Origin of the sequence: Caenimonas sp. SL110 (assembly GCF_001044395.1) — a bacterium.
In the GTDB taxonomy this organism is placed as follows: domain Bacteria; phylum Pseudomonadota; class Gammaproteobacteria; order Burkholderiales; family Burkholderiaceae_C; genus Ramlibacter.
Genome location: NZ_JANU01000061.1, coordinates 58,954 through 83,784 on the forward strand (window position 1 = coordinate 58,954; position 24,831 = coordinate 83,784).

The window sequence follows — 24,831 nt, forward strand, 5'->3', positions numbered from 1 at the left end:
CGCTAGAACAGGGCCGCCTGAGCCGGCACCGCAGTGCGTGCGAGCATCGCCGCGTCGGGTGCGCGCGCGGGACGATGGTCCCCGACCACGACAAACGGCAGCACCTTGCCCACCGGCACATGCAGGCGCTTGAGGTCTTCCGCGCGAAGCTTTCGCACCCGGCGCGACATCAGCAAGCGGGCCACCGCCTTCACGCCCAGCCCCGGTACACGCAGCAGCATCTCGCGCGGCGCGTGATCCAGGTCGACCGGAAAGCGATCCGGGTGCGCCAGTGCCCACGCGAGCTTGGGGTCGACCTCCAGCGACAGCATGCCCTGCGCGGGCGTGATTTCGTTGGCCTCGAATCCGTAGAAGCGCATGAGCCAGTCGGCCTGGTACAGGCGGTGTTCGCGCACCAGCGGTGGCGCCTTCAACGGAAGCGACGAAGACGAATCGGGAATGGGGCTGAACGCGCTGTAGTACACGCGCTTGAGGCGATAGGCACCATAGAGATTCGCGCTGGTGGCGAGAATCGTTGCGTCGTCGGCGTTGTCCGCGCCCACGATCATCTGGGTGCTCTGGCCCGCGGCTGCAAACTGCGCCGCCTTCGAGCGCGTCGGCTTCACCCCGGCCTGGGAAACGATGGGCGTTCTGGCTGCGTCCTGGGCTTCACTCCTGGCTTCATCGATGTGAATGCGCACGCGCGCCATCGACCGCTTGATGGCCGCTCCATCTTTTTCGGGCGCGAGCGCATCGAGCCCCTCTTGCGTGGGCAACTCGATATTGATGGACAGGCGATCTGCGTAGCGCCCGGCTCGCTGCAGCAATTCGGGCGCGGCGTCGGGGATTGTCTTGAGGTGGATGTAGCCGCGAAAATCGTGGTCTTCGCGCAGCGACCGGGCGACCTCCACCACCTGCTCCATCGTGTAGTCGGGGCTGCGGATGATGCCGCTGGACAAAAAGAGCCCCTCGATGCAGTTGCGGCGATAAAAGTCCAGCGTCAGTTGCACCACTTCCGAGGTGGTGAAGCGGGCGCGCGGCACGTTGCTCGTGACCCGGTTGACGCAGTACAGGCAGTCGTACTGGCAGTAATTGGTGAGCAGGATTTTCAGCAGCGAGATGCAGCGGCCGTCTGGCGCATAGCTGTGGCAGATGCCCATGCCTTCGTTCGACCCGAGGCCCTTTGCGCCGACGGAATTGCGCTTGACGCCGCCGCTGGAGGCGCACGATGCGTCGTATTTGGCCGCGTCGGCGAGGATGGCGAGTTTGCTGTTGAGATCCACTGGACAATCGTACAGTGGTTCAGCCAAAGCCGCACAGGGCCTGGGTTTTAGCCTGATGACGCGGCGCTTTGTGTGAAGGATTTCCTGTCGCAGAATGTCATGGTCAACAACACAACGAAAGACGATCATGAAACGCTTCGCTGCTATTGCCCTGTTACCGCTTGTGCTGGCGGCGTGCGCCAGCGACTTCGGGTACGACTATCACAACCGTGATGGACGCGGCCGTCCCGGCGCAGTCATGCCCAATCCGCCGCCCACGCAGGCTCATCCGCTGGCGAGAACGGCCACCTACACCTGCGAAGATCTTTCGACAGTCTCGATCACCGAAGGCACCGACCAGGCACGCGTGCGCACCAACAGCGGCCTGGAACTGGCGCTCGCCCGCCGGCCGCTGACCGGAGCGTTTCTCTATGGAGACCGCACGTATGAGTTCCGGGGCAATGGCGACATGGCCACGTTGGCCGGCAACGGCAAGGTATGGCGTTGCCGGCTGAAGTAAACGCGCAAGGTCAGGCCGTGACCTTGATCTTGCCTTCCTTCATGTAGCGGTCATATTCGTCGCGGGTGATGGCGGTTGAACCGGCATTGCCTTCGTCGTCGGTCCAGCCGAGCGTCACGCTTTCTTCAGTCACTTCGATCTCGACCGGGCCGGCAGGAATCGGCAGCATGATGCCGTCGCCGGCGCGGAAACACACTTCTCCGCGGATAAGGGCTTGTTGCGTCATGGAATGCTCCTGGAGTGAATGGATGACCAATTGCAGCCCATCCACCGGCTCCAGCGTGTCATCCAAAAGCGCCACCGCCTGCGGGACGAATCACTCCATCCACGATCTCAAACTGCAGCTGACAGCAGCACCGACGCGCGCTCGGGATCGTCGGCATCGGTGACCATCCACAGCAACCCGTCGGGTGCCAGGGCGATGCCTTCCACCTTGGGCGCGCCGTCTATCCATTCCAGCCGGCGCAGCTCGCCGTCAGCGCTCACCCAGCCCAACGCACAAGCCGCGCAGGCCCCATCGTTGAAGCTGTCGGCAGTGTCTTCTGCAACGGCGCTGAAAATCCATTCGCCGTTGTCCAGCGCAGCGCCATCGGTCAGTCCCAGCGGCACACCGTTGAAGGTGGGCAGGGTGATGGGATGAACGCGTGCTGCTGGCGGCGTGCTGGTGCCTGCTTGCGTCAGCCAGTCAACAATCTCCTGCAACGAAAAGTCGATGCACGCATTTCGCGAATCGCGCCCGGTGTTGGCTCGCTGCAGCAGGCGCAAGCGATCACCCAGCACGAACGCGCCTTCAATGTTGAGGTCGGCGAATTCGCCCCGAAGCGGCGCGTACAGCGCGTGCAGATCGATGACCGTCGCCTCGCCGTCGATCGCGCCTTCAACGTCCAGCGGCGTAACAACCGCGCGTTGTCGATCGGGCCGCGACCCCGAACCCAGGACCAGCAATGCGCCGTGCGGCCAACACGGCGACTGCGCCGCAGGCAGCAGCGCAATCGATTCCATATCGGGCTTGCGCTTCTTGCGATCGCCTTTGTCGTGAGGCAGCTCACCGGGGACGATGCGGTGCAGGCGGAGATCGCCACTCGCCAGTTCCCGGACGTCCATCACACCGAGATGGTGCTCATCGTCTGCCACGAGGTACAGGTAGTGGCCCGTGCGGATCAGGCCGCTGGTCGAGCTGAGGTGATGCTGGCCGCGCGGATGCAGGTTCGCCGCAATCGTGAGTTCGCGGACAAGCACCGGGGCAATCACCGTCAGTACCCGGCCTTCTGCACGATGGGAAGCATCGCGGCCATCGACCCGACAAAGTAGAGCAGGTTGCCCGAAGCCGGCCCCAGGTAATACACGTTGCCTTCATGGACGGCCAGGAACGCGCCGGTCGCCGGGTAGTAGCGATACAGGTAGCCCGTGCCGACTTCGGTGCTCACGCCTGCAGGCTGGAGCAGGGTTTGCGCGTCAACTTCAGCGAAGTTGAAAACACGCTCGGCCTGCGCGGCATTGCGAATGATGTTGATGATGCCGCCCGGTGCGCCAAAGATGGAGCCGCTGATCGCATATCCGCCTGAGCCCCCCGAGGTGTAGCTCACGTCGCCCGCAGTCGCAGCGCAGAACGCCCACTCCGAATAGCTCGACCAGAGCGTCTTGACCTTCTGGGTGTAGCCGCGCTTGATGAAGCGGTGATCGCATCGATAGGCTTCTGCCCGTTTCCAGATCGCAGCGCCGTCGAACTGCGCACTGGCCAGCGGCAGGATGCCATCGTTGCCATATTCGATCGCGAAGTTGCTGCGCAGGTAACCGTATGAGAACACCAGTGAAGGCGACGAGCCTTCCTTGAACACGCCCAGGCCCAGTTGCAGGTCAGGCGACTGCAGGTCGCGCGCGCCGTACGCCACGATGCGCTCGTAGTAACCCGGCAGCGTGCTGGGTTGCGCGGTGCCGCAGCGGCCGTTGCCGGTGACGGGCAGCCGTGGTGTGTAGCTGTTCAGGCGTGCAAGCCATGGATTGCATTTGCCACCCGACATGTTCAGGCCGTCGTAGTTGGTCCAGGCCAGGTCGGCCAGGAAACCCGGCCAGGTATCGGCCAGCTCGGTCACCGTCTGCAAGCCCAGGCCAAGCGCAACATCTGCGAGTGGACTGCCGTGATGGGGTGTCGCCAGCGTGATGAGGTGCACCACCTTGTCGCCGCCGCGCTGGCCGTCGCTGAACACCTGCTCCTGCATCATCGAGCGGGCCACGAGTCCGCCCATCGAATGCGCAAGGATCACGATGCGCTTTTTGCCAAAGCCGAAATCCGGCGCGGATGTCGGTTTGTCGTAGTAAGCCTGCACTGCGTTGCGCAGCGAAGCACCGAGCGCAGCGATGCTGCGCGGCGCTGCGGCATCGGCCACGACTTCTGCATTGCTCGTGCTGTAGCTGAATGAATACGGCTTGAATGTCGCCTGCCACGAGGGGTTCTGTTCGTACGCGCGCAGGAAGCTTTCCCAGCCTTCGTTGCCGCCACCCAGGCCGTGAACCAGCAGGACCGGAATGCGCGTGCCCAACGCGAATGGATCAACCGAGGAGCCGTTGTTGAAACGGGACGGTGTCAGCAGCGGTGCGGCATGCGCGAGCGCGGCGCCAAACGCCAACAGGGCAGCGAAGAAGATTCTGAAAAACATGATGGGTGCCCCGATTGGAACGCACGAACTCATCGGTGGGGTATCAGCCTTGTAAAGGCCCCGCCACTAGCGCGAGTCCGAGGAAGAATCGATGAATTCGACAGGGTCTTCGCTGCGTTCGCGCAACAACCGGTCGATCAGCTTGAGCAAGGTTGCCGGCGCGACGGGCTTGGTGATGTGACCGTTGAAACCGGACCTTGCCGAGGCGGCGCGGTCGGCGGCCTGCCCGTACCCGGTGAGCGCCAGCAGGCGGCCACGGTAGTTGTACGGAGCTGCGCGCAGGGTTTGCGCCAGTTCGTAGCCGCTCATGCCCGGCAGGCCGATGTCGAGCACCGCCACATCGGGATGCTGCTGCGCCATCAGCTCCATCGCCTGTTCTGGCGTGTAGGCCACCCGCACTTCGTACCCATTGAGCTCCAGCAGCATCGCGCAGGTGTCGGCTGCGTCTTCGTTGTCGTCGACCACCAGGATATGGCCTGCGCCTTGTGCCGCTGGCTGGGAGGCTGGACCTTGCGAATCGACCGGTGGCTCGCCCAGCGGCAGCCGGACGGTGAAGCAGCTGCCCATGCCGTGGCCGGCGCTATCGCCCGAGGCGCTCCCGCCGTGCATCTCCACCAGGCTCCTGACGATGGGCAGGCCCAGTCCGAGCCCGCCGCGTGCGCGATCGGTGCTCTGGGGCGCCTGGTAGAACAGCTCGAACACATGGCGCAAGTCTTCTGGTGCGATGCCCACGCCGGTGTCTTCCACATCAACCTGCACATGCTGGCCGCTGACGGCGGCGCGCAGGTAGACCTTGCCGCCCACCGGCGTGAACTTGATGGCGTTGACCAGCAGGTTGTTGAACACCTGGGTCAGGCGCACTTCGTCGCCCGAAACCCACGCGCTGTCGGCACCAGGCTTGAGTTCGAGCGTGAGCTCGCGATCGTGAAGGGACGGTCGGATGGTGTCGGTGAGTTGGGTCAGCAAGGCACCCAGCTGGATCGGCTCGGGGTGGATGTTCAGGCGGCCGCCGGTGATGCGCGACACGTCCAGCAGGTCATCGACCAGGCGCGTCACGTGCATGAGCTGCCGCTCGATGATCTTGCGTTCGGCAGCGGTGGTCGCATCGCCCTTGAGCGCCATCAGCTGCACCGCATTCATGATCGGCGCGAGCGGATTGCGCAGCTCGTGCCCGAGCATCGCCAGGAACTGGTCCTTGCTGCGGTTGGCGTCCTCGGCGCTGTGCAACGCCTGCGTGACCTGCGAACCCATCTTGCCGCGTTCAACCGTGGCCCGGTCGCGTTCGGACGCCGCGTCGGTAAGGGCCATTGCCACATCGTCGAGCTCTGCGATGTCCAGGCGCGGCAGCTGGACCGGGTCGCCGCGCCCCAGTGCAGCCGCGCCTTCTTTCAATTGTTCAATGGGCTCGATCACCTTGCGCGACAGCAGCCACGCCAGCAGGACCGACAGCGCCAGCGACGCCGCAAGCCCCAGGGCGACTGCACGAAACAGCGCATACAAGTCGCGAAAGGCCTCATCGACCGATACCGCCACGGCCACGACCCAGCCGGAGTCCTTCAGCCGCGTGTAGCCACTGAAGCTTTCGATTCCCTCGCGCGTGATCGTACGGCCCACGCCTTGCTCGTCACCACGGTCGAGCATGGCCTTCAGGGATGACGAAGGCTTTGGCGTGGAGGCGTGGCGCGAACGTGCGACGCGGTACTGCGCCTGGTCGAACACGGCCGCCACCGAGTCGGGGGAAAGGTTCTGGCGGCTGAGGACCGCGCCGATCTGTTCGACCGGCACCACTGCCGTCAGCACATAGATGAGCTTGCCTTCCCGTAGTACCGGAACGCGCACGCGAAATACTTCTGCTGCTCCATCGGGCACGACCGCGCCTATGACAGGTTTGCGCGTTGCCACGACGCGCGAAAGGCTGTCGGCTTCGCGCGATGCGGGATCGGACGCGCCGTAAGGCTGTGTGGTTCGAAACAGCGCGCGCCCCTCGGGGTCGCTCAACACGATTTCGCGCCAGCCGCTCAACTGGGCCGTGCGCTGGGCCGAGCTGTAGAACGCACGAAAGTCGGCGCGTTCCAGCTCATCCGAAATGCCCATCTGGTCGAGCTGCATGGCAGTCGACCGCAGCTCAGCCTCAACCGTCGTGGCGAGCGCTCGCGACATGTTGGAGACGGCTTGTTCGGACTGCACCTGGCGCTCTTGCACGAGGTGAAAAATGCCCCACGCAACCAGCGCACCCAGCGGCAGCAAACCGCTCGCCGCCAGGATGAGCAGGCGCATGCGCAGCGGCCGTGCATGAACGTTCGATGTAACTGCGTGTCGCGCCATGGAGCCGGCTATCCTACCGTTTAAGCGCAGCGGCTGGGGCCTTGAAGCCGCAAACGGTCAACGCTTGCGTGCAGGCATCTTGCTGATCGCAAACGCCACGAGATTGCCCACCGCCGGCAGCCACAGCACCAGCATCAGCGTTCCCACGTCGCGCGCGGTTGACGGATTGGGCGCCCAGTAGCGGATGGCCGCGCCGATGACGGCAAGCGCCAGCAGCACACCCATGACGATCTGGCGGCGCGACGATGTGACGATTTTCATGTCCGATGATAGGCTCGCCGCATGAATGACCTGCGCCGCTTTCTCCGTCTCCTGGCTGCATCCGGTTTGCTTGTCTGTGCGCCGATGGTCCTTGCAGCCAATCCGTCACCCGCTGCGATTGACCGCCTGTTCGCAGCCTGGGACAAGCCCGACACCCCGGGCGCTGCACTGGCCGTGGTTCGGGACGGCAAGATCATCCACAGCCGCGGCTACGGCATGGCCAATCTCGAATATGCAGTGCCGATCACGCCTTCGACGCCGTTCCATGCGGCATCGCTTTCCAAGCAATTCACGGCGCTGGCCATCCACATGCTCGCGCAAGAGGGCAAGCTCGATCTGGACGACCCGGTGCGCAAGTACCTGCCCGAACTGGCGGTCGAAGCGCCCATCACGATCCGGCACCTGTTGCACCACACGAGCGGAATGCGCGATGTGTGGGACCTGCTCACGCTGGCCGGCTTGCGCATGGACGATGTGATCACTGATGGCGACATCCTCGGGCTGCTGTACTCGCAGCGTGAGCTGAACTTCGCACCAGGGCAGGAAGAGCTTTACAGCAACAGCGGCTACAGCCTGCTCGGGCAGATCGTGAGGCGTGTGTCGGGGCAGACCCTTGCAGCGTTCACCCAGGAGCGCGTGTTCACGCCGCTGGGCATGACCAACACGCACTTCCACGAGAACTACAGCGCGCTCGTGAAGGGCCGCGCCTATTCGTACCGCCGCACGCGCGAGGGCTACGCGTATGTGGCGCTCTCGTTTTCCAACACCGGTGCGACCAGCCTCTTCACCACTGTCGAAGACCTGGCAACCTGGAACGCGAATTTCGACACGGCAAAGGTGGGCGGACCTGCGGTGATCGCAGCCCTGCTGGGCAGCGGCAAACTGGTCAACGGCCGCGAGACCGGCTATGCAAGCGGGCTGGTCGTCACGCCTTATCGCAGTGTCCCTGCCGTTGCGCATAGCGGGTCGGATGCAGGCTATCGCGCGTACTACATGCGCCTGCCGCAGCACAAGCTCGCGGTGATCGTGCTGGGCAACGCAGCCGATTTCAACGCGGTCGAAACAGCGCGGCGCGTGGCCGACCTGTATCTGGAAGGCGAGCCCGGTGTGGCTGGGCCGCGCACCTATCCCGCAGAAGTGGAGTTGCAGCCTCGCGACGTCGCGGCGCTGGCAGGCGACTATGAAGTGCGCCCCGGTGGCGTCCTGAGTTTCGTGGCCGAAGGCAGCAAGCTGTTTAGCGTGACCGGAGGCGGCCAGCGCACGCCGCTCTTTGCATCGTCGCCAACGCAGTTTCATTCGCGCGCGTCCGACCTCGTTGTCACATTCGCGCCGGGCGCAGGCAACGAGCCGCCCATGTCCGCCATCTGGAAAGTGAGCGATCGCGAGTACCCGCTCAAACGCGTGATGCGCGAGACGCCCAGCGCGGACGCCCTGCAGGCATGTGTCGGCGATTACTACAGTGCAGAGCTGCGCACGCTCTACACGCTGACTTTGCGCAGCGGCAAGTTGTCGGTGCGATATCCGCGCGGAAATGTGGAACTGCGCCCGATCAATCGTGACACCTTCTTTGCCAGCCATCCGCTGGGCGTCGTCACGTTCAAGCGCGATGCGGCAGGGCGTTGCGAACAGCTGGCCGTGAGCACTGGCAGGGCGCGCAATGTGCGATTCGCGCGGGTGAACATCGCACCGGTCTGATTAATTGGAATCTGACCCCAATTAGTTGTTGCCAACTGGTTGTTGAGTCGGTTTGCTCCCACGCATTTGCGCAGCTTGCGCCTACGGCCGCTGGTATTGCTTTCGACGCCCTCATGAGTTCATCGGTGGTTAATCTTTACCGATACCAGCAGTGCATGAGCGCTGTTGACCACCCAGCAATCTGTCGTGAAGGAGTTAACCATGACCAAGCACCTCAAGGCCGCCCTGGCCATCGCTACTGCCGCACTGGCCTCGCAGGCTTTTGCGGACGTGACCCTGTATCAGGTGGAAAACCTGCGGGGCCGCGCCATCACCGCCACCGGTGACATCCCCAATCTCGAAGGCTACGGCTTCAATGACCGTGCTTCGTCCATCGAAGTGACGGGCGACCGTCGCGATCGCTGGGAAGTGTGTGAAGGCGCGGGCTACACCGGCCGCTGCGCCGTGCTGCGCCCCGGCGCTTACAACACCATCTTGTCGCTGGGCCTGAACAACCGCATCTCGTCGGTTCGCCAGATTCGCGGTGATGAAGTGGTTGCCGACAACCGTTATGCAGCCGCATGGCGTGACGACTACCGACGCCGCGACAGCGAGCGCCTGTTTGAAGCCCGCGTGGTTGACGTGCGCGCAGTGGTTGCCGGCCCGAGCCAGCAGCGCTGCTGGATTGAGCGCGAGCAGGTCGTGACCAACTCGCCCGGCAACAACGTCGGCGGCGCAGTCGCAGGCGCAGTGATCGGCGGCATCCTGGGTCACCAGATTGGCGGCGGCAGCGGCCGTGATGCAGCAACGGCGCTCGGCGTGCTCGGCGGCGCAGCAGTCGGCGCCAACAACATCGGCAACACCGGTTCGCGCGTGGTGACGCAGGACGTGCAGCGTTGCGAGCAGCGCGCCAACTACGGCCGCCCTGACTACTACGACGTGAGCTACGTCTTTGAAGGCCGCGAGCACCGCGTGCAGATGGCAACGCCTCCGGGTGCGACCGTGCTGGTGAACGGCAACGGCGAGCCGCGCGTTTAAGCGCTGCACTCACCCTGCCAGGTCATCGCCTGGCGAACACCAGCAACAGGTTGTTCGCCGGCATGGCCTGTCGACTGCGAAGCATGAGCCCGACCCGCTCTGCTTCGCTTTTGACGTTCTGGATGTGCCGGATTCCCCAGGCCGGATTGCGTTCGCGAAGGCTCTGGTCGAACGCGATGTTGCCGGGCGATGTGACCACTTCGTCTTCGATGTACGGGCCGTACGTGATGAGCACGCCACCGGGCGCGAGATAGCGCGCCGCGCCCTGCATCAACCCGGCGCAGGTCATCCACGGCGAGATGTGCAGCATGTTGGCGCAAAAGATCGCGTCGAATGTCGAGTTGAACTCCTGACCTTGCGAGGGCCATGCAGGCGCAGTCACATCGAGCAGCACCGGCGCACGCACGTTGGTGACGTTCGCCTCGCGTGCATCAGCCGTTATCGAATCGAAGCCGCTCGAATCCATGTCGCTGGGCTGCCAGACCCAGCCCGGCAGCCGGGAGGCGAACCATGCTGCGTGTTGACCCGTGCCCGATGCAATCTCAAGCGCGTTGCCTGAAGCGGGCAACAGGGCGACAAGCGAATCGGCAATGGGTTGCTTGTTTCGATCGGCGGCAGGGCTGTGGAGTGTCATGCGGGCATCGTAGCGGGCTTCACGTCCAGCGACTCGGTCCTACACGCTGCGCACGGGCCGCGTCCTAAGATCGCACGACGCTCTGAAGGGAACGATCATCGACTTCAACCACAGCTCCAGCCGGCGCAACCGAAAGGCGCGCTACGCATTGGCCCTGCTTGCTGTTGCCGCGCTGTTGGCCACTGCCGGTTGCACCGTCTGGCGGGTCAGCGATGCAAAGGCGCTGGCGAAAGCCAGCGAGCCGTTTCAGGCGGAGCCGTCCCCTGCGACCGCGAGCTTGCTAGTGATCGGCGACAGCACTGCCGTGGGCACCGGCGCGACCGCAGCGCCCGGCAGCATTGCCGGTCTCATCGCGCAATCGCGCCCGGGGCTGCGCGTTGTCAATCGCGCGGCAGACGGCGCGAAGTACGCGGACTTCATCGGGCAATTGCAGCAGGACAACCAGAAGTTCGATACGGTGCTCGTGTTGGGCGGCGGCAATGATGTGATCCGCTTCACCTCCGAGGCACAGTTGCGCCAGAGCGTTGACACCGTGGCCGAACTCGCCGCGCGCCGAGGCAAGCGGGTGATCCTCATGCCACCGGGCAACGTGGGCAACGCGCCGTTTTTCTTTGCGCCGGTCTCGTGGTTGATGACCCGGCGGTCGCAGGAGCTGCACACGCTGGTGCGCGAAGCAGCCACGCGCACCGGCGCGACGTATGTCAATCTTTACAAGCCCAGGGCGCAAGATCCGTTTGCACAACGGCCACGGGAACTGCACGCCAAAGACGGATTGCATCCGAGCGATGCGGGCTACCTGGAGTGGATGTCGGAGTTGAACCGCCAGGCCAAACTGGACACAACGCTCGTGTCGCTGCGCTGATCGTCATGGGAGAAAGCGCAGCCTGGTACGGGGCCCTCATCAAACCCGCATTCGCGCCGCCCGCGTGGTTGTTCGGGCCGGTGTGGACCGTGCTGTACATCATCATCGCGGTGAGTTTTGGCTATGTCTTCTGGCAGGCCTTCAAGCATCGGCTGCCGTGGCGCGTGGCGCTTCCATTCGCGCTCAATCTTGTTTTCAATGCCGCGTTTACGCCCTTGCAATTTGGCTTGCGCAGCAATGTGCTGGCCGCTGTCGATATCGCGCTGGTGCTGGTCACACTGGTCTGGGCGCTGCGCGCCATCTGGCCGCGCCATCGCTGGGTCGCGCTGGTCAACCTTCCTTATCTTGCGTGGGTGTCGTTTGCCACCGTGCTGCAGTTGAGCATTACCTGGTTGAACCGCTAGCATCGCGAGATGCTTGACTTCTCGCCAGGGTGCCGCGCGCAATGCCGCTGATCGCTGACATCCAGCAGTGGGCGCGGCGCATCAAGCGTGATGCTGTCACGCTCTGGTTTGCCGGCAAGCACCCCGCGACGCCCTGGCACGCGAAGGCGCTGGCACTGTTTGTGGTGGCCTATGCGCTCAGCCCCATCGACCTGATCCCCGACTTCATTCCGGTGCTCGGCTATGTGGACGACGTGCTGCTGCTCCCGGCCCTGATCTGGCTGGCCGTCAGGATGCTGCCGCCTGACGTGCTGGTGCAATGCCGGACCCGGGCCGATGCGTGGATGCTGGAAAAGGGCTCCAAACCGGTGAACCGTGTCGGCGCTGTCGTGATTGTTGTGCTCTGGATTGCGGGCGGGGCGGCGCTTTGGTGGTGGCTTCGCTAGACCTCCGCGCGTCCGATTTATTACGGATAAGCAGTGGCACAATCCCGGGTCTTTACAGAATTAAGTAAATATGACTCATTCCGGCATCGCCTGCCCACGCTGCGGGTCTCTCAAAACGCAGGCTCTGGCTTGCGCTGACGGCAAGATGCTCGCGACCATCTGCGAAGACTGTTCATCGTGCGTGCTCTCGCCTCTTGCTGACTCTGCGGACACCGCCACCGTGATGGAAACGCAGCCCGTCACCTACCTGAAAGACGTTGCGCCGATCGTCACCACGGCTGAAGACGAGGCGCTGGAGTTCTGCGTGGCCAATGTCCTGGCCACCGTCAAGGACGGCAACTATGCCAAGGCAGTCGAGCGCGTGCTGGTTGGCAAGGGCTATCGGTCGCTGGACGGCTGGGAGCTGTGCCGATGGTCACGCCGGGAGCTGGGCCTGGACCTGGCGAGCGGATTCAATGAGACAGCCGTGCTCGCGTGGACCGATGCGAGCAAGCATGCATACCAGCCGCACTACCGGCTCTACGAAGAAGGCGAGTTCCGCCGCTTCATGGCGGTGCGCGTGATCCGCTGGATCGACGCGGAAGGCGGCGTGCCCGAGTCGCTGGATGAGGTGATGGGCGGGCCCAAACGAGGCAAGGGCGATCTGCACTGAGCGGCTGTCATCTGCACTGAGAAGCTGTCATCTGAACTGAGAGGCAGTCATTGCGGACTCGATCCGCAATCCATGACTTCGACGGCCGCGTCCGCTTCGCGGTGGATGCTGCATCCAGTCCCGCATGACAAGCGAGCGCCGGTTGTACGACGAGGCCTAGGATTGACCCTCATAGTGCTGAAACCTCGCATGCGCTAGATTGCGGTGGTTGTACGACGACCACTCCAGGAGACAAGCATGCGTTTTCCATCCCGTCGCCGCGTCATTGCCGGCGCACTCACGGCGCTGGCCTTTGCGGGCGCCTCGGTTTCCGCACTGGCGCAGGGTTACCCAGCCCGGCCGATCACGCTGATCGTGCCCTGGGGTGCAGGCGGAGGCACTGATGCCACGGCCCGCATCATCGGCAGCCTGCTCGAAAAAGACCTCGGCCAGCCGGTCAATGTGGTCAACCGCACGGGCGGCAGCGGCGTAGTGGGACATGCGGCCATCGCTGCTGCGCCACCGGACGGCTACACCATCGGCATGGCCACGGTCGAGATCAGCATGATGCATTGGCAAGGCCTGACCGAACTGACCGGCGCGTCGTACACGCCCATCGGCCTGGTCAACGCAGACCCCGCTGGCATCCAGGTCCGCGCCGATTCACCGTACAAGACCGTGGCCGACCTGCTGGGCGCGATCAAGGCGAACCCGGGCAAGTTCAAGGCATCGGGCACGGGGCAGGGCGGCATCTGGCATCTGGCCATCGCCGGCCTCTTGCGCGACCAGAAGATCGACCCGGCCGCATTGCCCTGGGTGCCCAGCAATGGCGCCGCACCCGGCCTGCAGGACATGGTGGCCGGCGGCGTTGAAGTCGCGCCCGTCTCGCTGCCCGAAGCGCGCTCGCTGATCGATGCGGGCAAGGTGCGCAGCCTGGCCGTGATGGCAGACAAGCCATCGGCGCTGTACCCCAATGTGCCCACACTCAAGGCCGCCACAGGCAGCGACTGGCAGATGGCCGCATGGCGCGGAATCGTGGCGCCCAAGGGCATCCCCAACGACGTGCGAGACAAGCTGGCCGCTTCGATCCGCAAGGTCGCAGCGAGCAAGGAATACACCGACTTCATGGCCAGCCGCGGCTTTGGTGTGATCTATGCCGGTCCCGATGACTTTGCGAAATTCATGGCCAAGGCCGACGTTGACCTGGGCGCGACGATGAAGGCCGTCGGTATCGCGAAGTGATCGCTGCGTGAAATTCAACGACGCGATATTCGGGCTGCTGTTTGTAGCCCTGGGTGGGGCTGTGCTCTTTGCGGTGCGCGGCTACCCCACGATACCGGGGCAGCAGGTCGGACCTGCGCTGTTCCCGGGGCTGATAGCGGTGGGCTTGTGCGTTGTGGGCCTGATCCTCATCGTGAAGGGCATCAGGGCCCGCGCCACGCAACCGTGGATGCAATGGGAAGACTGGGTGCGCTCGCCGCGCCACGTCGCTGCGCTGGCCGTGCTGATTGGCAGCATCGTGTTCTACATCGTTGCGGCGAACTGGATTGGCTTTCTGCCGATCGCAGTCCTGATCCTGCTGGCGATGCTGCTGGTGCTGCGCGTGCGAATCGGTGTGGCACTGGTTGTGGCGATCGTGGCGACACTGGTCATTCACTTCGCGTTCTATAAATTGCTGCGCGTGCCCTTGCCCTGGGGTCTGCTCACACCCTGGGCCTGGTAGGTAACTTCGATGCTCACTGCAATCGGTCAAGCGTTCGCGATGGTGTTCGACCCGTACACCTTGATGGTGATCGTGTTCGCGTCGATCTTTGGTTTGTTCGTGGGCGCAGTGCCGGGCCTCACGGCCACGATGGCAACCGCCTTGCTCGTGCCGATCACCTTCTTCATGCCGCCCATCCCGGCGATTGCGTGCATGGTGACGGCCACTGCCATGGCGATCTTCTCGGGTGACATACCCGGCTGCCTGCTACGAATACCCGGCACGCCCGCATCGGCCGCCTACACCGACGAGGCCTACGCCATGACGCGCAAGGGCGAGGCCGAGAAGGCACTCGGTGCGAGCCTGGTGTTCTCGGCGGTGGGTGGGCTCTTCGGCACCATCGTGTTGATCGTTGCAGCGCCGGCCCTTGCAGACTTCGCGCTCAACTTCAGCTCGTTCGAATATTTCTGGCTGGTGACGCTGGGCCTGACCTGCGCGGTGTTCATCACATCCAGCGAACCGCTCAAGGGCATCGTCACGCTGTTGCTGGGCCTCTTGGTCGCATGCGTGGGCCTGGGCAACCCGGCGGGGTTTCCGCGCTTCACATTCGGCAACGCGGAGATGACCGGCGGCATCGGCATGATCGCGATGATGATCGGCATGTTCGCGATCTCCGAGATCATCCGCTACGTCGTCGACACATCGCCCCCGGCCGAGATGGTCGTCGAGAAAGTCGGCAACGTGCTGGCCGGACAGTGGGCGCTGGCCAAGAAGTACCCGGTGCAGATCCTGCGCGGCAGCACGCTGGGAACCGCGGTCGGTGCGTTGCCGGGAGCAGGCGCCGACATCGCGGCGTGGATGTCATATGCGATGAGCAAGAAGTTCTCGAAGGAGCCCGAGAAGTTCGGCACCGGTCACGTCGAAGGCATCGTGGAATCGGGCTCGGCCAACAACAGTGCGCTGGCGGGTGCATGGATACCTGCGCTGGTGTTCGGCATACCGGGCGACTCGATCACGGCCATCGTGATCGGCGTGCTCTACATGAAGAACATGAACCCAGGCCCCACGTTGTTCACCACGAACCCGCAAAACATCTACGCGGTGTTTTTGCTGTTCATCCTGGCCAACATCATCATGGTGCCGCTGGGCATCCTGTGCATCAAGGCCGCGCGGCGAATCCTGAAAGTGCCGCGAGAAATACTGATGCCCTTGATTTTGCTGTTTTGCATTGTTGGCACATTTGCGATTAACAACAGCGTATTTGAAGTCGCCGTGATGCTGGTCGCCGGCGTGATCGCCTACCTGCTGGAGCAGAACAGGTTCCCGATTGCACCTGCGATATTGGGTGTGGTGCTGGGCGGCATGCTGGAAGAGAACTTCATCACGTCGATGATCAAGTCGAACGGGAGTCTGGCCGCGTTCGTCGGCAGGCCGATTGCGCTGGGGTTAGCGGTGCTGACGTTGGTGGTTTGGTTTTTGCCGGTGGTGTTGAAGGTGTTGCGCAGCAGAGGAGCACCAGTCAGTTCACCGTGAAGGTATCTCGCCACACTCGCGAGAAATTCGTACGAAGTCGTTCCACGACCGTGGGAAGTGGCTCAAAGGGAAGCTCGCTCTTTCTGAGAAATGCCTGCCACAGTGCCTGCCTTGAGGAATCATTGGCAAACTCATTCGTCAGACCGATTGGCCAGTTGGGAGGTACCGCTGTCTCGCGACGCTCGAAAGTGGCCTTGATCGCTTCTGCAAGTAGGCCGCTGTCCAGCGTTTCGCGCTCTAGCACCACTGACAGGTCCAGGTAGTCTTTCATTCGGGTGTTGGTCATGCCTCGCAGTGCAATGGCGTGGAGCTTTTCTGCGATCACTGTGTAGACGGGATATATGCGCAAGCAAGGCGCCGGCAAGTCCGCCAGCATGACGGGGTACCGAGCTTCAATCGGGCTCGGTGTCACCACATCGCCGAAGCCGATATCGATCTGCGTCCTGCACCGCGCCTTGGCCAGAATTCCTTCGATGAGGATGCGTGCCCCGGGGTATCCCGCATCTTTTCGGATTTCCTGGGCAAGGACCGTTGTGGAGTCGAACACGATGCCGTCTTCCACGGCCACTTCTGCGATTTCACGGAATGTCTGGGCCACAGACTTCAGATCGCTCGCACCAAAGCCGAGCAGGTCTGCGTCACGCGTTGCACGGTGCGGCATGTCGTACCAGACAGTGAACAACAGGGCGCCCTTGAGCATGAAGCGATCGGCATGCACAGACACGCTCAGGCGATAGAGCATGCGTTCAAGCGCGAAACGTACCAGCACCTGATTGAAGTCCACGCCTTGCGCCTTGGCGATGTTGAGAAGGCGAGCGCGTACAGAGGCCGCGATGTCGATCATTGGGTGGCTTCCAGATAGGGGCGCATGACGTTTGCAACCCGGCAGACCTTGGCGTAGTGCCACAGTTCATCTGCAGTGGTCTTGCGGTGCGCGCGCGCGTCTTTCAGAGCTTCAAGTGCCACGTCCAGACCGATCTTGTTGCGGTGCTTGAAGCAGTCAGCCACAGTCTTGGCGACGCAGTACACGCGCAGGCTCGCGTTGTCGCGCTCGACGGTCTCGATGCCTTCGGAATAGACGTGGCCTGTCATCTGAACCATCCTGATCGGAGGGTAGTCAATTCGAGGTGCATGGCTGCCACGTGGCATCGCGATCCAGATCTGGCGTGGAAGCTGGGTCGTCAGCCCGTGAAACTGGAGTGCTGTCAGCAGGCAAAAAACAGCCTGCGGGACTTTGGCCGCGATGGTTTCGAGGCCCTCGTTTTCCGAAGCCTGAAAGTTGTGAAGCCTGTACAAACCGCGGCTCACCCTGTCCAGCAGTCCGGCTTCAGTCAGGCGACTCAACACAATTCGCGGCGCTGCAATGCCTTGCAGATCGGCCGCCCGCAGCAGTGCTTTCTGGCTGGCCAGGCTAAGGACGCGGCTGTTGTGGGAGTCGGAAACCATCTTTGGATTTTGTTCCGTTTTTTCGTCGATTGCAAATATTTGACGAAAATTAGGAACAATCTTGACGACCCGTTGCTGACCCGTCTGATGATCAACTTCGATGTGGGATGCGGGTGGAAGAGACCATCCAGATCAAGAAGCTGGATGAGGAGTTTTTTGAGTAACCCACATGGGGGTTGTGCGCTGCGTCAGGCGCGGGAATCTACTTCCCCCAACTATCCTTCATCCCGGCCGCCCTGTTGAAGACGGGCACGTCTTGGGCGTGGTCCTTCAAATCCGCCACAAAGTACCCATGCCTCTCAAACTGAAACTTCTCATCCCTTTGCGCTGACTTGAGAGAAGGCTCGACAAACGCCGTCACCACCTTCAGCGATTCCGGGTTCAGTTCCTCGTGGTAGTCCTTCCCGCTCGACGTGTCCGGTTGCGGCACTGAAAACAACCGGTCGTACAAGCGCACTTCCGCCGTCAGCGCATCGGCCGCAGCCACCCAGGTGATCACGCCTTTCACCTTGACCGCATCACTGCCCGGCGTGCCGCTCTTGGTATCGGGCACCAGCTCCGCCTGCACTTCAACCACCTTGCCGTCCGCGTCTTTCGTTGCGCCGGTGCAGGTGATCACATGCCCGTACTTCATCCGCACCTTGTTGCCCGGATACAGGCGGTTGTAGCCCTTGGGCGGCACTTCTTCGTAGTCGGTGCGCTCGATCCATATCTCCTTGCCGAACTTGAACTCGCGCCTTCCGCGTGCCGCATCGTGCGGATGCACGGGCGCTGAGCACGCGTCCAGGAAATCATCGCTTCCCATCACTTCGCCCCAGTTGGTGATCACCAGCTTCAGCGGGTCGAGCACGGCCATCGCCCGTGCCGCCTTGGGGTCGAGGTCGTCGCGCAGCGCAGCTTCGAGCGTGCTGTAGTCGATCCAGCTGTCGCTCTTGGTCACGCCGATGCGTTCTGCAAACAGCTGGATGCTTTCGGGTGTGTAGCCGCGCCGGCGCAGGCCGACGATGGTGGGCATGCGTGGGTCGTCCCATCCGGTCACGTGCTTCTCATCGACCAGCGCCTTCAGCTTGCGTTTGCTCGTGATCACATACGTCAGGTTCAGCCGAGCGAATTCATACTGGCGCGGATGCGGCTGGCTGATCAGGCCGCCTTCAGCCAACCGGTCGAGCAGCCAGTCATAGAACGGGCGCTGGTCTTCAAACTCCAGCGTGCAGATGCTGTGGGTGATGTTCTCCAGCGCGTCTTCGATCGGGTGCGCATAGGTGTACATCGGGTAGATGCACCACTTGTCGCCGGTGTTGTGGTGCGTGGCGCGGCGGATGCGGTAGATGGCCGGGTCGCGCATATTGATGTTGGGGCTTGCCATGTCGATCTTGGCGCGCAGCACGGCGGCGCCATCGGCGAGCTTGCCGTCTTTCATTTCGCGAAAGCGCGCAAGGTTCTCTTGCGGCGTTCGCGCGCGGTACGGACTGTTCGTGCCGGGCCGGCCGAAGTCGCCGCGGTTGTGGCGCATTTCGTCGGCGCTCTGTTCATCGACGTAGGCGTTGCCGGTTGTGATCAGGTACTCGGCTGCGCGGTACATGAAGTCGAAGTAATCGCTTGCATGGTAGTAGTGGCTGGTGCCATTGGCGTCCCAGCTGAAGCCGAGCCACTTCACTGCATCGAGGATGCTGTCCACGTACTCCTGGTCTTCTTTCTCGGGGTTGGTGTCGTCGAACCGCATGTGGCAGACGCCGCCGTAGTCGCGTGCCAGGCCGAAGTTCAGGCAGATGCTCTTGGCATGGCCGACGTGCAGGTAGCCGTTGGGCTCGGGCGGAAAGCGGGTGCGGATCTTTGCCGGGTCGGGCGTGCCCTGCTGGTGGTGCTGTGCATCGCCGGGGCCGCCACCCCATTTGCGCTGCTGGTAGGTGCCGTGCTCCAGGTCTTTTTCGATGACCTGGCGCAGGAAGTTGCTGGGCTTGGGGAGTTCGTTCTTGTCGGCGGGTGCGTTCATATGGAAACATTTTAGGGTGCAGTGCAGCAGGAGCTCGTGCGATGTGATTCGGATCACACGAGTGGCCTGCGCGTTACGTCTCGCAACGGCTCTGACGGGTAAAGCTCTAGCCTGTTGCGCCTGTCACGCGTTTAATATGAACGTGGCGCTGAAATCAAGAGGCGCCGTTCAGATTCAACGATCGTTTCAGGAGCAGTACCGTCATGAAGATCACCAGTTTTGTCAAAGCGGCCGCTGTGGCGCTCGTCGTGGCTGGCGCCGCTGGTGCCGCCAATGCGCGCAGCAATGTGTATTTCAGCATTGGCGCCAACATCGCCCCCGGTGTCGTGATCGGCGCGTCGAACGGGTATTACCCGCCGACGTATTCGAGCTACGTACAGCCGGTGTATTCGGTGCCTGCGCCGACCTACTACGCACCGACCTACTACGCACCCACCTATTACGAGCCGACTTACTACGTGCGCCCCGCGCCTGTTGTTTACGCGCCGCGTTACTACAGCCGTCCGCACCGTCATGTCCGTTACTACGGTCATGGCTACCGCTACTGAGCGGGCGTAGTTACCCGAGTCGATCCAGATTTAAAGAGTTCTCCAAGGCTGGGCCCTGGCGCATGAGCGTCGGGGCCTTTTTTTATGGGCGGACGCTTTTGCGAGACACAAAAAAAAGAGGCCCCAGTCACCAGGACTGGGGCCAACATGCTGATCACGGGACGGAGGGCCGGACCAGCTCACCCCGGAGGAGGAGGGGACTCAGAGGAGTCGGGGTGATTGACTTTTAGTAGACCGCTGCGAGATGGGGTCGGCCTGTAGGACGCCAGCTATTTGGGGTGACAGACGCAAGACATGGATTGCGGGTCAAGCCCGCAATGACAGCCAGGCAACCTGCCCTTACATCGCGCGATAGAAGATGTAGTCGGCCTGGTACTTCACGATGCCCTTGGTGCCCAGGTTGCTGCCCGTGCATGCCATCGCAGGGGCGACGCCGCCTTGCGTGGCGACGCGCTGGATGTAGGTGGTGCCCGTCATCGCGCCATTGCCCATGGCCGGGTTGGCCTTGACGAGCTGCATCGGGATGTTGCCGGTGCTCGCTGGAGCGACTGCGAGCTGGGTAGCGGTGACTTTGCTGCCGTCCATCGCTTCCCACGTGGCGGGCGGGCCGTAGTAGCGGCCGACCTGCTTGCCGCTGCGGTCCATCAGCCTGGCATCGGGACCGACAAAGAACCATTCGTACTCACCAGCCATGTTGGCCTTGACGCGGCACTCATAGGTGATCTCGCCGATGCCAACGGTCTCCAGCACGACGCGATTGCCGGCGGGCACCTGCACGGTGGCCGGCAGCATGCTCTGGTCGTACGACCTGGACATCATGCCGCCAGAGGCGCAAGCGGAAAGAAGGGCGGCGGCTGCGGCGGTGGCAACGGCGAACGGAATACGTTTCATGGGGGCTCCTTGGGTTGTTACCCAACCTCTACGTATGCCGAGTCGTTTTGGTTTCAGAAATCTGTCACATCGCCTTGAAAAGATGCGCGTACAGCCGGCTGACCGCCAATTTCTCCTGACGGTTGAGCAGCGACAGGTGCAGCTTGCCCGCTGAATCGCGCGTCACGCCGTCAATGGCGGTTGCGCGAACCACAATGCCGCGATGAATCTGCCAGAAGGCCTGCTCATCCAGTCGCGGCATCAGCTCCTTGAGCGGCGTGCGAATCAGGTACTCATGCTCATCCGTGAGAACGCGCACGTACTTGTCGGCGGCCTCGAAGTAAATCACCTCCTGCACAGGCACCATGCGGATGTTGGCGCCCACGCTCACTTGCAGAACCTTCAGCGGCTCCTGCTTCGCACCTGGCGGGGGCACCGAGCCGAGCAGCGAGCGCAACTGGCCCAGGGTGTCTTCGATGTTGGTGTTCGCTGTGCGCCGTGCCAGCGCATCCTTGACCTTGGCCACCGTCTTTTGCAGTCGCACTGCTTGCACTGGCTTCAACACGTAGTCGATCGCCTGCGTCTCGAATGCCTGCACCGCGTACTGGTCGTAGGCGGTGATGAAGACCAGCGCCGGAAATGGCCTGCCTTCGGGCCACTCGTCGGCGAGTTCGGCGGCGGCTTCGAGCCCGCTTTGGCCCGGCATTCGGATGTCGAAGAAGAGCACATCGGGCAGCAGCGTGAGCGCCTGCGTGACCGCCGACGCGCCGTCGCCAACGATGGCGGCGATGCGCAGTTCAGGCCATGCCTTCGCCAGCTCCACTTTCAGGGCTTGCGCGAGCAGGGGTTCGTCTTCTGCGATGAGGGCGGACAGGTCAGTGTTCATGATGGGCGATGTCCTGTGCTTGAAGTGGCGGCACTTGCAGCAGTGGCAAGAATCGCAGGAATGCGAAGCACATTGCGCGCGCCTTCATCGGCAGACGCTGCGAAATCCAGCGAGGCGCGGTCGCCATGCAGTGTGCGCAAGCGGTCGCGCACATTGCCCATGCCGTAGCCGCTCTTGCTGGCACTGCTGATCTTCGAGCCACCGGCACCGGTGTCCCTCACCTCCAACACCAGGTCGTCGCCATCGCGTCGCGCGGTCACCGTGATCGCGCCGCCTTCGAGTTTCGGCTCCAGGCCGTGCTTGATGCTGTTTTCTACCAGCGGTTGCAGCAGCAGCGCAGGCACCGGGTGACTCGCGAGTTCAGGCGGCAGCTGCAGGTCGTACGTCAGGCGCGGCCCCATGCGGATGACCATCAGCTCAAGATAGTCGCGCAGCCGATCGAATTCGCTCTGCAAACTGTGCGTGGTCGTGCGCGATGCATCGAGCGTAGCGCGCAGGTACGCGATCATGTGATCGAGCATGGTCTGCGCGCGTTCGGGGTCCACGCTGATCAGCGCGCGCAAGTTGGCGAGCGTGTTGAACAGCATGTGCGGCTCCAGCTGCGTTTCCAGCATCTTGAGCCGTGCTTCGTCTGCACGCTCGCGCGCCTCGCCCATCTTGCGTTCGAGGTACGCGCTCTTGCTGGCGGTGTAGAAATAGCCGCTGCCGATCAGCCCCGCGATGGCCGTGATCAGGATCGATATGCGCAACTGGCCTTCAGGGTTGGGCGCAGGGCCGGGTGGATAGAACCCGTAGTACTCGCACAGCCTGCCGGCGATGAACATCCCCAGAAACCAGCCGGTGACGATGCCGCCCGCCACCAGTGCGACGCCTGTGAATCCCTTGGGCCAGCCGGTTTCTGCGGCCGAAGGAATGTATTCGCGGCCCAGGTCGATGACGGCCCATGTGATGGTGCCGATGAAGATCGAATACACCACCAGCGGACCATAGGCCTTGTCGGGCTGGAAGGTGTACTGCACGGTTGCCACGACCAGGCAGAAGGCGAGCACTTGCAGCAGGTGCCGCAGCTTGCCAATCCAGTCGATGTTCATGGCGCGTCGTTCTGGCGTTGCAGGCGCTCGCGCTCCTGTTGCACGAGCTTCTCGCGCAAGTTGGTGCCCTTGCCGATCAGGAAGACCGATGCGCCGTGCAGCGCCAGGCCCAGGCCCCATCCGAGCAGCGGGTACATCGACCAGGGCCTTGAGCGCAGGCCGAAGTAGGCCAGCGCAAAGAGGAACGAATTGACCAGGATGTAGACCGCCAGGTGGAAGTACCAGCCCAGCTTGGCGGCGGCGCGCTTGTGCGCGAGGCGCTCGATGTCTTCAGGGCTCATGCGGTTCATGGCGAGTCACTCCAGGTGGGCCGAGGTGCGATTCATTCTATGGTGGGCCATTGTGCGTTCAGGCGGCGGCGATGTGCATCGCAGGACGCGAGGCCAGGCGCAGCAGGCGGATGGCGCGGCCGGCAAAGATGCCGCTGAACATGCCGTACAAGGCGCCGACGATCATTGAGTACTGGCCGTCGCGCGCCAGGCCCGGGTTCATCGAAGTCTCGACGCCGACCACGTACTTGGTCAGGAAGATCGCCAGGATCAGGGCCATTGGCACCAGGCTGCCCGAGACCGCGAATGTGCGATTGGCGGCGTCGTAAGTCGCGCCTTCGGGCGGCGCCATGGTGCCGATCAGTCCGATCATCACGGACGCCGATGCAATCCATGCAAGCAACGCGTAGCCAAACAGGGGCGAGTTGCTGAACGCGCCAAACATGCCCCACAGACCCATCACGGTCATGACCACCGGCATGACGGCGATGCGCGTCAGGCTGGCGGTGCGGTCGCGTGCCTGGGTCAGGCCGAGCACCGTGAGGGCGGCCAGGATGCCCCACACATAGGTGGGCGTGCCCTTGATGACTTGAAGCAGCACCTGGGGATGGTTGGCGATCAGTTGGAGCAGCATGATGTTTCCTTCGGTTCGAGTGTTTCGATGGGCGGACTTTGCCGGGGCCGGGGCGGCGCGGCCAATCGAAAGCGACGAAATTGAAGGATCGCGGCGTGAAGCGGGCCAGATGCGGCGCGAAATGCAGGTGAAAGCGCCCTTGTCAGCAGGTGAGCCACGCGATAATCGCAGCCACTTCAAGGAGCGCGTGTGGATTTCGTGTTGTTGGCCAAGGCCGCGGTGATGGGGATCGTCGAGGGGCTGACCGAGTTCCTGCCGATTTCGAGCACCGGCCACCTCATCCTTGCAGGCGCCTTGCTCGGCTTTGACGATGAGAAGGCCAAGGTCTTTGACATCGCGATCCAGACGGGCGCGATCCTGGCGGTGATCATTGTTTACTGGCAGAAGCTTCGCGACACCCTCGTCGCGCTGCCGACGCAGAAGTCGGCGCAGAAGTTCTCGCTCAATGTCGTCATCGGCTTCATACCGGCAGTCATCCTTGGGCTGTTGTTCGGCAAGCTGATCAAGGCGCATTTGTTCACGCCGGCGGTGGTCGCCAGCACCTTCATCATCGGCGGCTTCATCATCTTGTGGGCCGAGAAGCGTCCGCCGTCAGCGGTTCGCGTGAACGACGCCGATGACATGACCTGGAAGGACGCGCTCAAGGTAGGGCTGGTGCAATGCCTGGCGATGATCCCCGGCACCAGCCGCAGCGGGGCGACGATCATTGGCGGGATGTTGCTGGGGCTGTCGCGCAAGGCAGCGACTGACTTCTCGTTCTATCTCGCGATTCCGACCTTGATTGGCGCTGGGGCGTACAGCTTGTACAAGGAGCGTGCGCTGCTCTCGATCGAAGATCTGCCGATGTTCGCGGTTGGCCTGTTCTTCTCGTTTTTGAGTGCGTGGTTGTGTGTGCGCTGGCTGCTGCGCTATATCTCGACGCACAGTTTCGTTGCGTTCGCGTGGTACCGCATCGCGTTCGGCATTGTTGTGCTGCTGACCGCGTGGACGGGGCTGGTGAAGTGGGCGGCTTGAGTAGAGATGGATTGCGGGTCAAGCCCGCAATGACAGATCTCCCCCGGCTGTCATGCCGGACTTGATCCGGCATCCACCGCGAAGCGGCTGCGGCGTTTGATCATAGATGGATTGCGGGTCGAGCCCACTAGTGTCCGGAGATACATTCTCATTTGAGCGCTAAGTCTTTGTCG

Annotated in this window: 27 protein-coding genes; 12 read left to right on the forward strand and 15 right to left on the reverse strand. The window is 62.9% G+C overall.

What is annotated here, in order from left to right; all coding sequences use genetic code 11:
* Positions 1–2 precede the first annotated feature (2 nt).
* Positions 3–1,262 (reverse strand): putative DNA modification/repair radical SAM protein, encoded by a 1,260-nt coding sequence (locus AQ12_RS20685; RefSeq protein ID WP_048441865.1) that lies wholly within the window; start codon positions 1,260–1,262, stop codon positions 3–5.
* A gap of 127 nt (positions 1,263–1,389) precedes the next feature.
* Here AQ12_RS20685 and AQ12_RS20690 point away from each other — a divergent pair, with 127 nt between their 5' ends.
* Complete coding sequence (locus tag AQ12_RS20690; RefSeq protein ID WP_082151714.1) at positions 1,390–1,761, forward strand: hypothetical protein; 372 nt, start codon at positions 1,390–1,392, stop codon at positions 1,759–1,761.
* Between the two features lie 10 nt (positions 1,762–1,771).
* Here AQ12_RS20690 and AQ12_RS20695 read toward each other — a convergent pair whose 3' ends face one another.
* From AQ12_RS20695 to AQ12_RS20715, 5 genes are all read right to left on the reverse strand, one after another.
* Positions 1,772–2,053, reverse strand: coding sequence for a hypothetical protein (locus AQ12_RS20695; RefSeq protein ID WP_238587786.1), 282 nt, complete (start codon positions 2,051–2,053; stop codon positions 1,772–1,774).
* Between the two features lie 41 nt (positions 2,054–2,094).
* Complete coding sequence (locus AQ12_RS20700) at positions 2,095–3,000, reverse strand: hypothetical protein (RefSeq protein ID WP_048441898.1); 906 nt, start codon at positions 2,998–3,000, stop codon at positions 2,095–2,097.
* 14 nt (positions 3,001–3,014) lie between these two features.
* Positions 3,015–4,418: a triacylglycerol lipase gene (locus tag AQ12_RS20705; protein ID WP_048441867.1), complete on the reverse strand. Its 1,404-nt coding sequence runs from the start codon at positions 4,416–4,418 to the stop codon at positions 3,015–3,017.
* Between the two features lie 66 nt (positions 4,419–4,484).
* Complete coding sequence (locus tag AQ12_RS20710) at positions 4,485–6,743, reverse strand: ATP-binding protein (RefSeq protein ID WP_082151716.1); 2,259 nt, start codon at positions 6,741–6,743, stop codon at positions 4,485–4,487.
* Positions 6,744–6,800: 57 nt separating this feature from the next.
* Complete coding sequence (locus AQ12_RS20715; protein ID WP_053076835.1) at positions 6,801–7,004, reverse strand: hypothetical protein; 204 nt, start codon at positions 7,002–7,004, stop codon at positions 6,801–6,803.
* 21 nt (positions 7,005–7,025) lie between these two features.
* Here AQ12_RS20715 and AQ12_RS20720 point away from each other — a divergent pair, with 21 nt between their 5' ends.
* Positions 7,026–8,699 (forward strand): serine hydrolase, encoded by a 1,674-nt coding sequence (locus tag AQ12_RS20720; RefSeq protein WP_053076836.1) that lies wholly within the window; start codon positions 7,026–7,028, stop codon positions 8,697–8,699.
* Between the two features lie 201 nt (positions 8,700–8,900).
* Entirely contained in the window at positions 8,901–9,716 is an 816-nt protein-coding gene (locus AQ12_RS20725; RefSeq protein ID WP_048441868.1) for a beta/gamma crystallin-related protein, read from the forward strand.
* Between the two features lie 22 nt (positions 9,717–9,738).
* On the opposite strand, the gene AQ12_RS20730 is transcribed toward AQ12_RS20725, so the two are convergent.
* Positions 9,739–10,350, reverse strand: coding sequence for a DUF938 domain-containing protein (locus AQ12_RS20730; protein ID WP_048441869.1), 612 nt, complete (start codon positions 10,348–10,350; stop codon positions 9,739–9,741).
* A gap of 148 nt (positions 10,351–10,498) precedes the next feature.
* Here AQ12_RS20730 and AQ12_RS20735 point away from each other — a divergent pair, with 148 nt between their 5' ends.
* The 7 genes from AQ12_RS20735 (at position 10,499) to AQ12_RS20765 (ending at position 15,907) form a co-directional block, all read left to right on the forward strand.
* Complete coding sequence (locus tag AQ12_RS20735) at positions 10,499–11,212, forward strand: GDSL-type esterase/lipase family protein (RefSeq protein ID WP_238587787.1); 714 nt, start codon at positions 10,499–10,501, stop codon at positions 11,210–11,212.
* A 5-nt stretch (positions 11,213–11,217) separates the two neighbouring features.
* On the forward strand, positions 11,218–11,616 hold the full coding sequence (locus AQ12_RS20740; protein WP_048441871.1) for a TspO/MBR family protein: 399 nt from the start codon (positions 11,218–11,220) through the stop codon (positions 11,614–11,616).
* A 41-nt stretch (positions 11,617–11,657) separates the two neighbouring features.
* Positions 11,658–12,041, forward strand: a complete 384-nt coding sequence (locus AQ12_RS20745) for a YkvA family protein (RefSeq protein ID WP_048441872.1) — start codon at positions 11,658–11,660, stop codon at positions 12,039–12,041.
* Positions 12,042–12,111: 70 nt separating this feature from the next.
* A complete protein-coding gene (locus AQ12_RS20750) occupies positions 12,112–12,693 on the forward strand; it encodes a hypothetical protein (RefSeq protein ID WP_152682888.1) in 582 nt (193 codons plus the stop codon).
* A 237-nt stretch (positions 12,694–12,930) separates the two neighbouring features.
* The gene (locus tag AQ12_RS20755; protein ID WP_048441874.1) at positions 12,931–13,914 is read left to right on the forward strand and encodes a tripartite tricarboxylate transporter substrate binding protein; all 984 of its coding nucleotides are present in this window, start codon (positions 12,931–12,933) and stop codon (positions 13,912–13,914) included.
* A 7-nt stretch (positions 13,915–13,921) separates the two neighbouring features.
* Positions 13,922–14,395, forward strand: a complete 474-nt coding sequence (locus tag AQ12_RS20760) for a tripartite tricarboxylate transporter TctB family protein (protein ID WP_048441875.1) — start codon at positions 13,922–13,924, stop codon at positions 14,393–14,395.
* A gap of 9 nt (positions 14,396–14,404) precedes the next feature.
* Positions 14,405–15,907 (forward strand): tripartite tricarboxylate transporter permease, encoded by a 1,503-nt coding sequence (locus AQ12_RS20765; RefSeq protein ID WP_048441876.1) that lies wholly within the window; start codon positions 14,405–14,407, stop codon positions 15,905–15,907.
* On the opposite strand, the gene AQ12_RS20770 is transcribed toward AQ12_RS20765, so the two are convergent.
* The 3 genes from AQ12_RS20770 to AQ12_RS20780 all read right to left on the reverse strand — a co-directional run bounded on the left by AQ12_RS20770 (position 15,894) and on the right by AQ12_RS20780 (position 19,346).
* Positions 15,894–16,751: a nucleotidyl transferase AbiEii/AbiGii toxin family protein gene (locus AQ12_RS20770; RefSeq protein ID WP_048441877.1), complete on the reverse strand. Its 858-nt coding sequence runs from the start codon at positions 16,749–16,751 to the stop codon at positions 15,894–15,896. The two genes, AQ12_RS20765 and AQ12_RS20770, sit on opposite strands and share 14 nt — an antisense overlap.
* On the reverse strand, positions 16,748–17,353 hold the full coding sequence (locus AQ12_RS20775) for a type IV toxin-antitoxin system AbiEi family antitoxin domain-containing protein (protein WP_048441878.1): 606 nt from the start codon (positions 17,351–17,353) through the stop codon (positions 16,748–16,750). Before AQ12_RS20775 ends, AQ12_RS20770 begins: the two co-directional genes overlap by 4 nt.
* A gap of 202 nt (positions 17,354–17,555) precedes the next feature.
* The gene (locus AQ12_RS20780; RefSeq protein ID WP_048441879.1) at positions 17,556–19,346 is read right to left on the reverse strand and encodes a glutamine--tRNA ligase/YqeY domain fusion protein; all 1,791 of its coding nucleotides are present in this window, start codon (positions 19,344–19,346) and stop codon (positions 17,556–17,558) included.
* 203 nt (positions 19,347–19,549) lie between these two features.
* Between AQ12_RS20780 and AQ12_RS20785 the strand changes: the two genes are divergently transcribed.
* A complete protein-coding gene (locus tag AQ12_RS20785) occupies positions 19,550–19,894 on the forward strand; it encodes a hypothetical protein (RefSeq protein WP_048441880.1) in 345 nt (114 codons plus the stop codon).
* Positions 19,895–20,233: 339 nt separating this feature from the next.
* Here the strand turns inward: AQ12_RS20785 and AQ12_RS20790 are convergent, their stop codons facing one another.
* The 5 genes from AQ12_RS20790 to AQ12_RS20810 all read right to left on the reverse strand — a co-directional run bounded on the left by AQ12_RS20790 (position 20,234) and on the right by AQ12_RS20810 (position 23,644).
* Positions 20,234–20,785 (reverse strand): DUF3455 domain-containing protein, encoded by a 552-nt coding sequence (locus AQ12_RS20790; protein ID WP_048441881.1) that lies wholly within the window; start codon positions 20,783–20,785, stop codon positions 20,234–20,236.
* Between the two features lie 64 nt (positions 20,786–20,849).
* On the reverse strand, positions 20,850–21,650 hold the full coding sequence (locus tag AQ12_RS20795; RefSeq protein WP_048441882.1) for a LytTR family DNA-binding domain-containing protein: 801 nt from the start codon (positions 21,648–21,650) through the stop codon (positions 20,850–20,852).
* Positions 21,647–22,741 carry a sensor histidine kinase gene (locus AQ12_RS20800; protein WP_048441883.1) on the reverse strand — a complete coding sequence of 365 codons (1,095 nt, stop codon included), beginning with the start codon at positions 22,739–22,741 and terminating at the stop codon, positions 21,647–21,649. The genes AQ12_RS20795 and AQ12_RS20800 overlap by 4 nt, the downstream gene beginning before the upstream one ends.
* Positions 22,738–23,022 (reverse strand): 2TM domain-containing protein, encoded by a 285-nt coding sequence (locus tag AQ12_RS20805; protein ID WP_238587788.1) that lies wholly within the window; start codon positions 23,020–23,022, stop codon positions 22,738–22,740. The genes AQ12_RS20800 and AQ12_RS20805 overlap by 4 nt, the downstream gene beginning before the upstream one ends.
* Positions 23,023–23,089: 67 nt before the next feature.
* Complete coding sequence (locus AQ12_RS20810) at positions 23,090–23,644, reverse strand: DUF6622 family protein (RefSeq protein WP_048441902.1); 555 nt, start codon at positions 23,642–23,644, stop codon at positions 23,090–23,092.
* 189 nt (positions 23,645–23,833) lie between these two features.
* On the opposite strand from AQ12_RS20810, the gene AQ12_RS20815 reads away from it, so the two are divergent.
* Positions 23,834–24,658: an undecaprenyl-diphosphate phosphatase gene (locus AQ12_RS20815; protein ID WP_048441885.1), complete on the forward strand. Its 825-nt coding sequence runs from the start codon at positions 23,834–23,836 to the stop codon at positions 24,656–24,658.
* Positions 24,659–24,831: the final 173 nt, after the last annotated feature.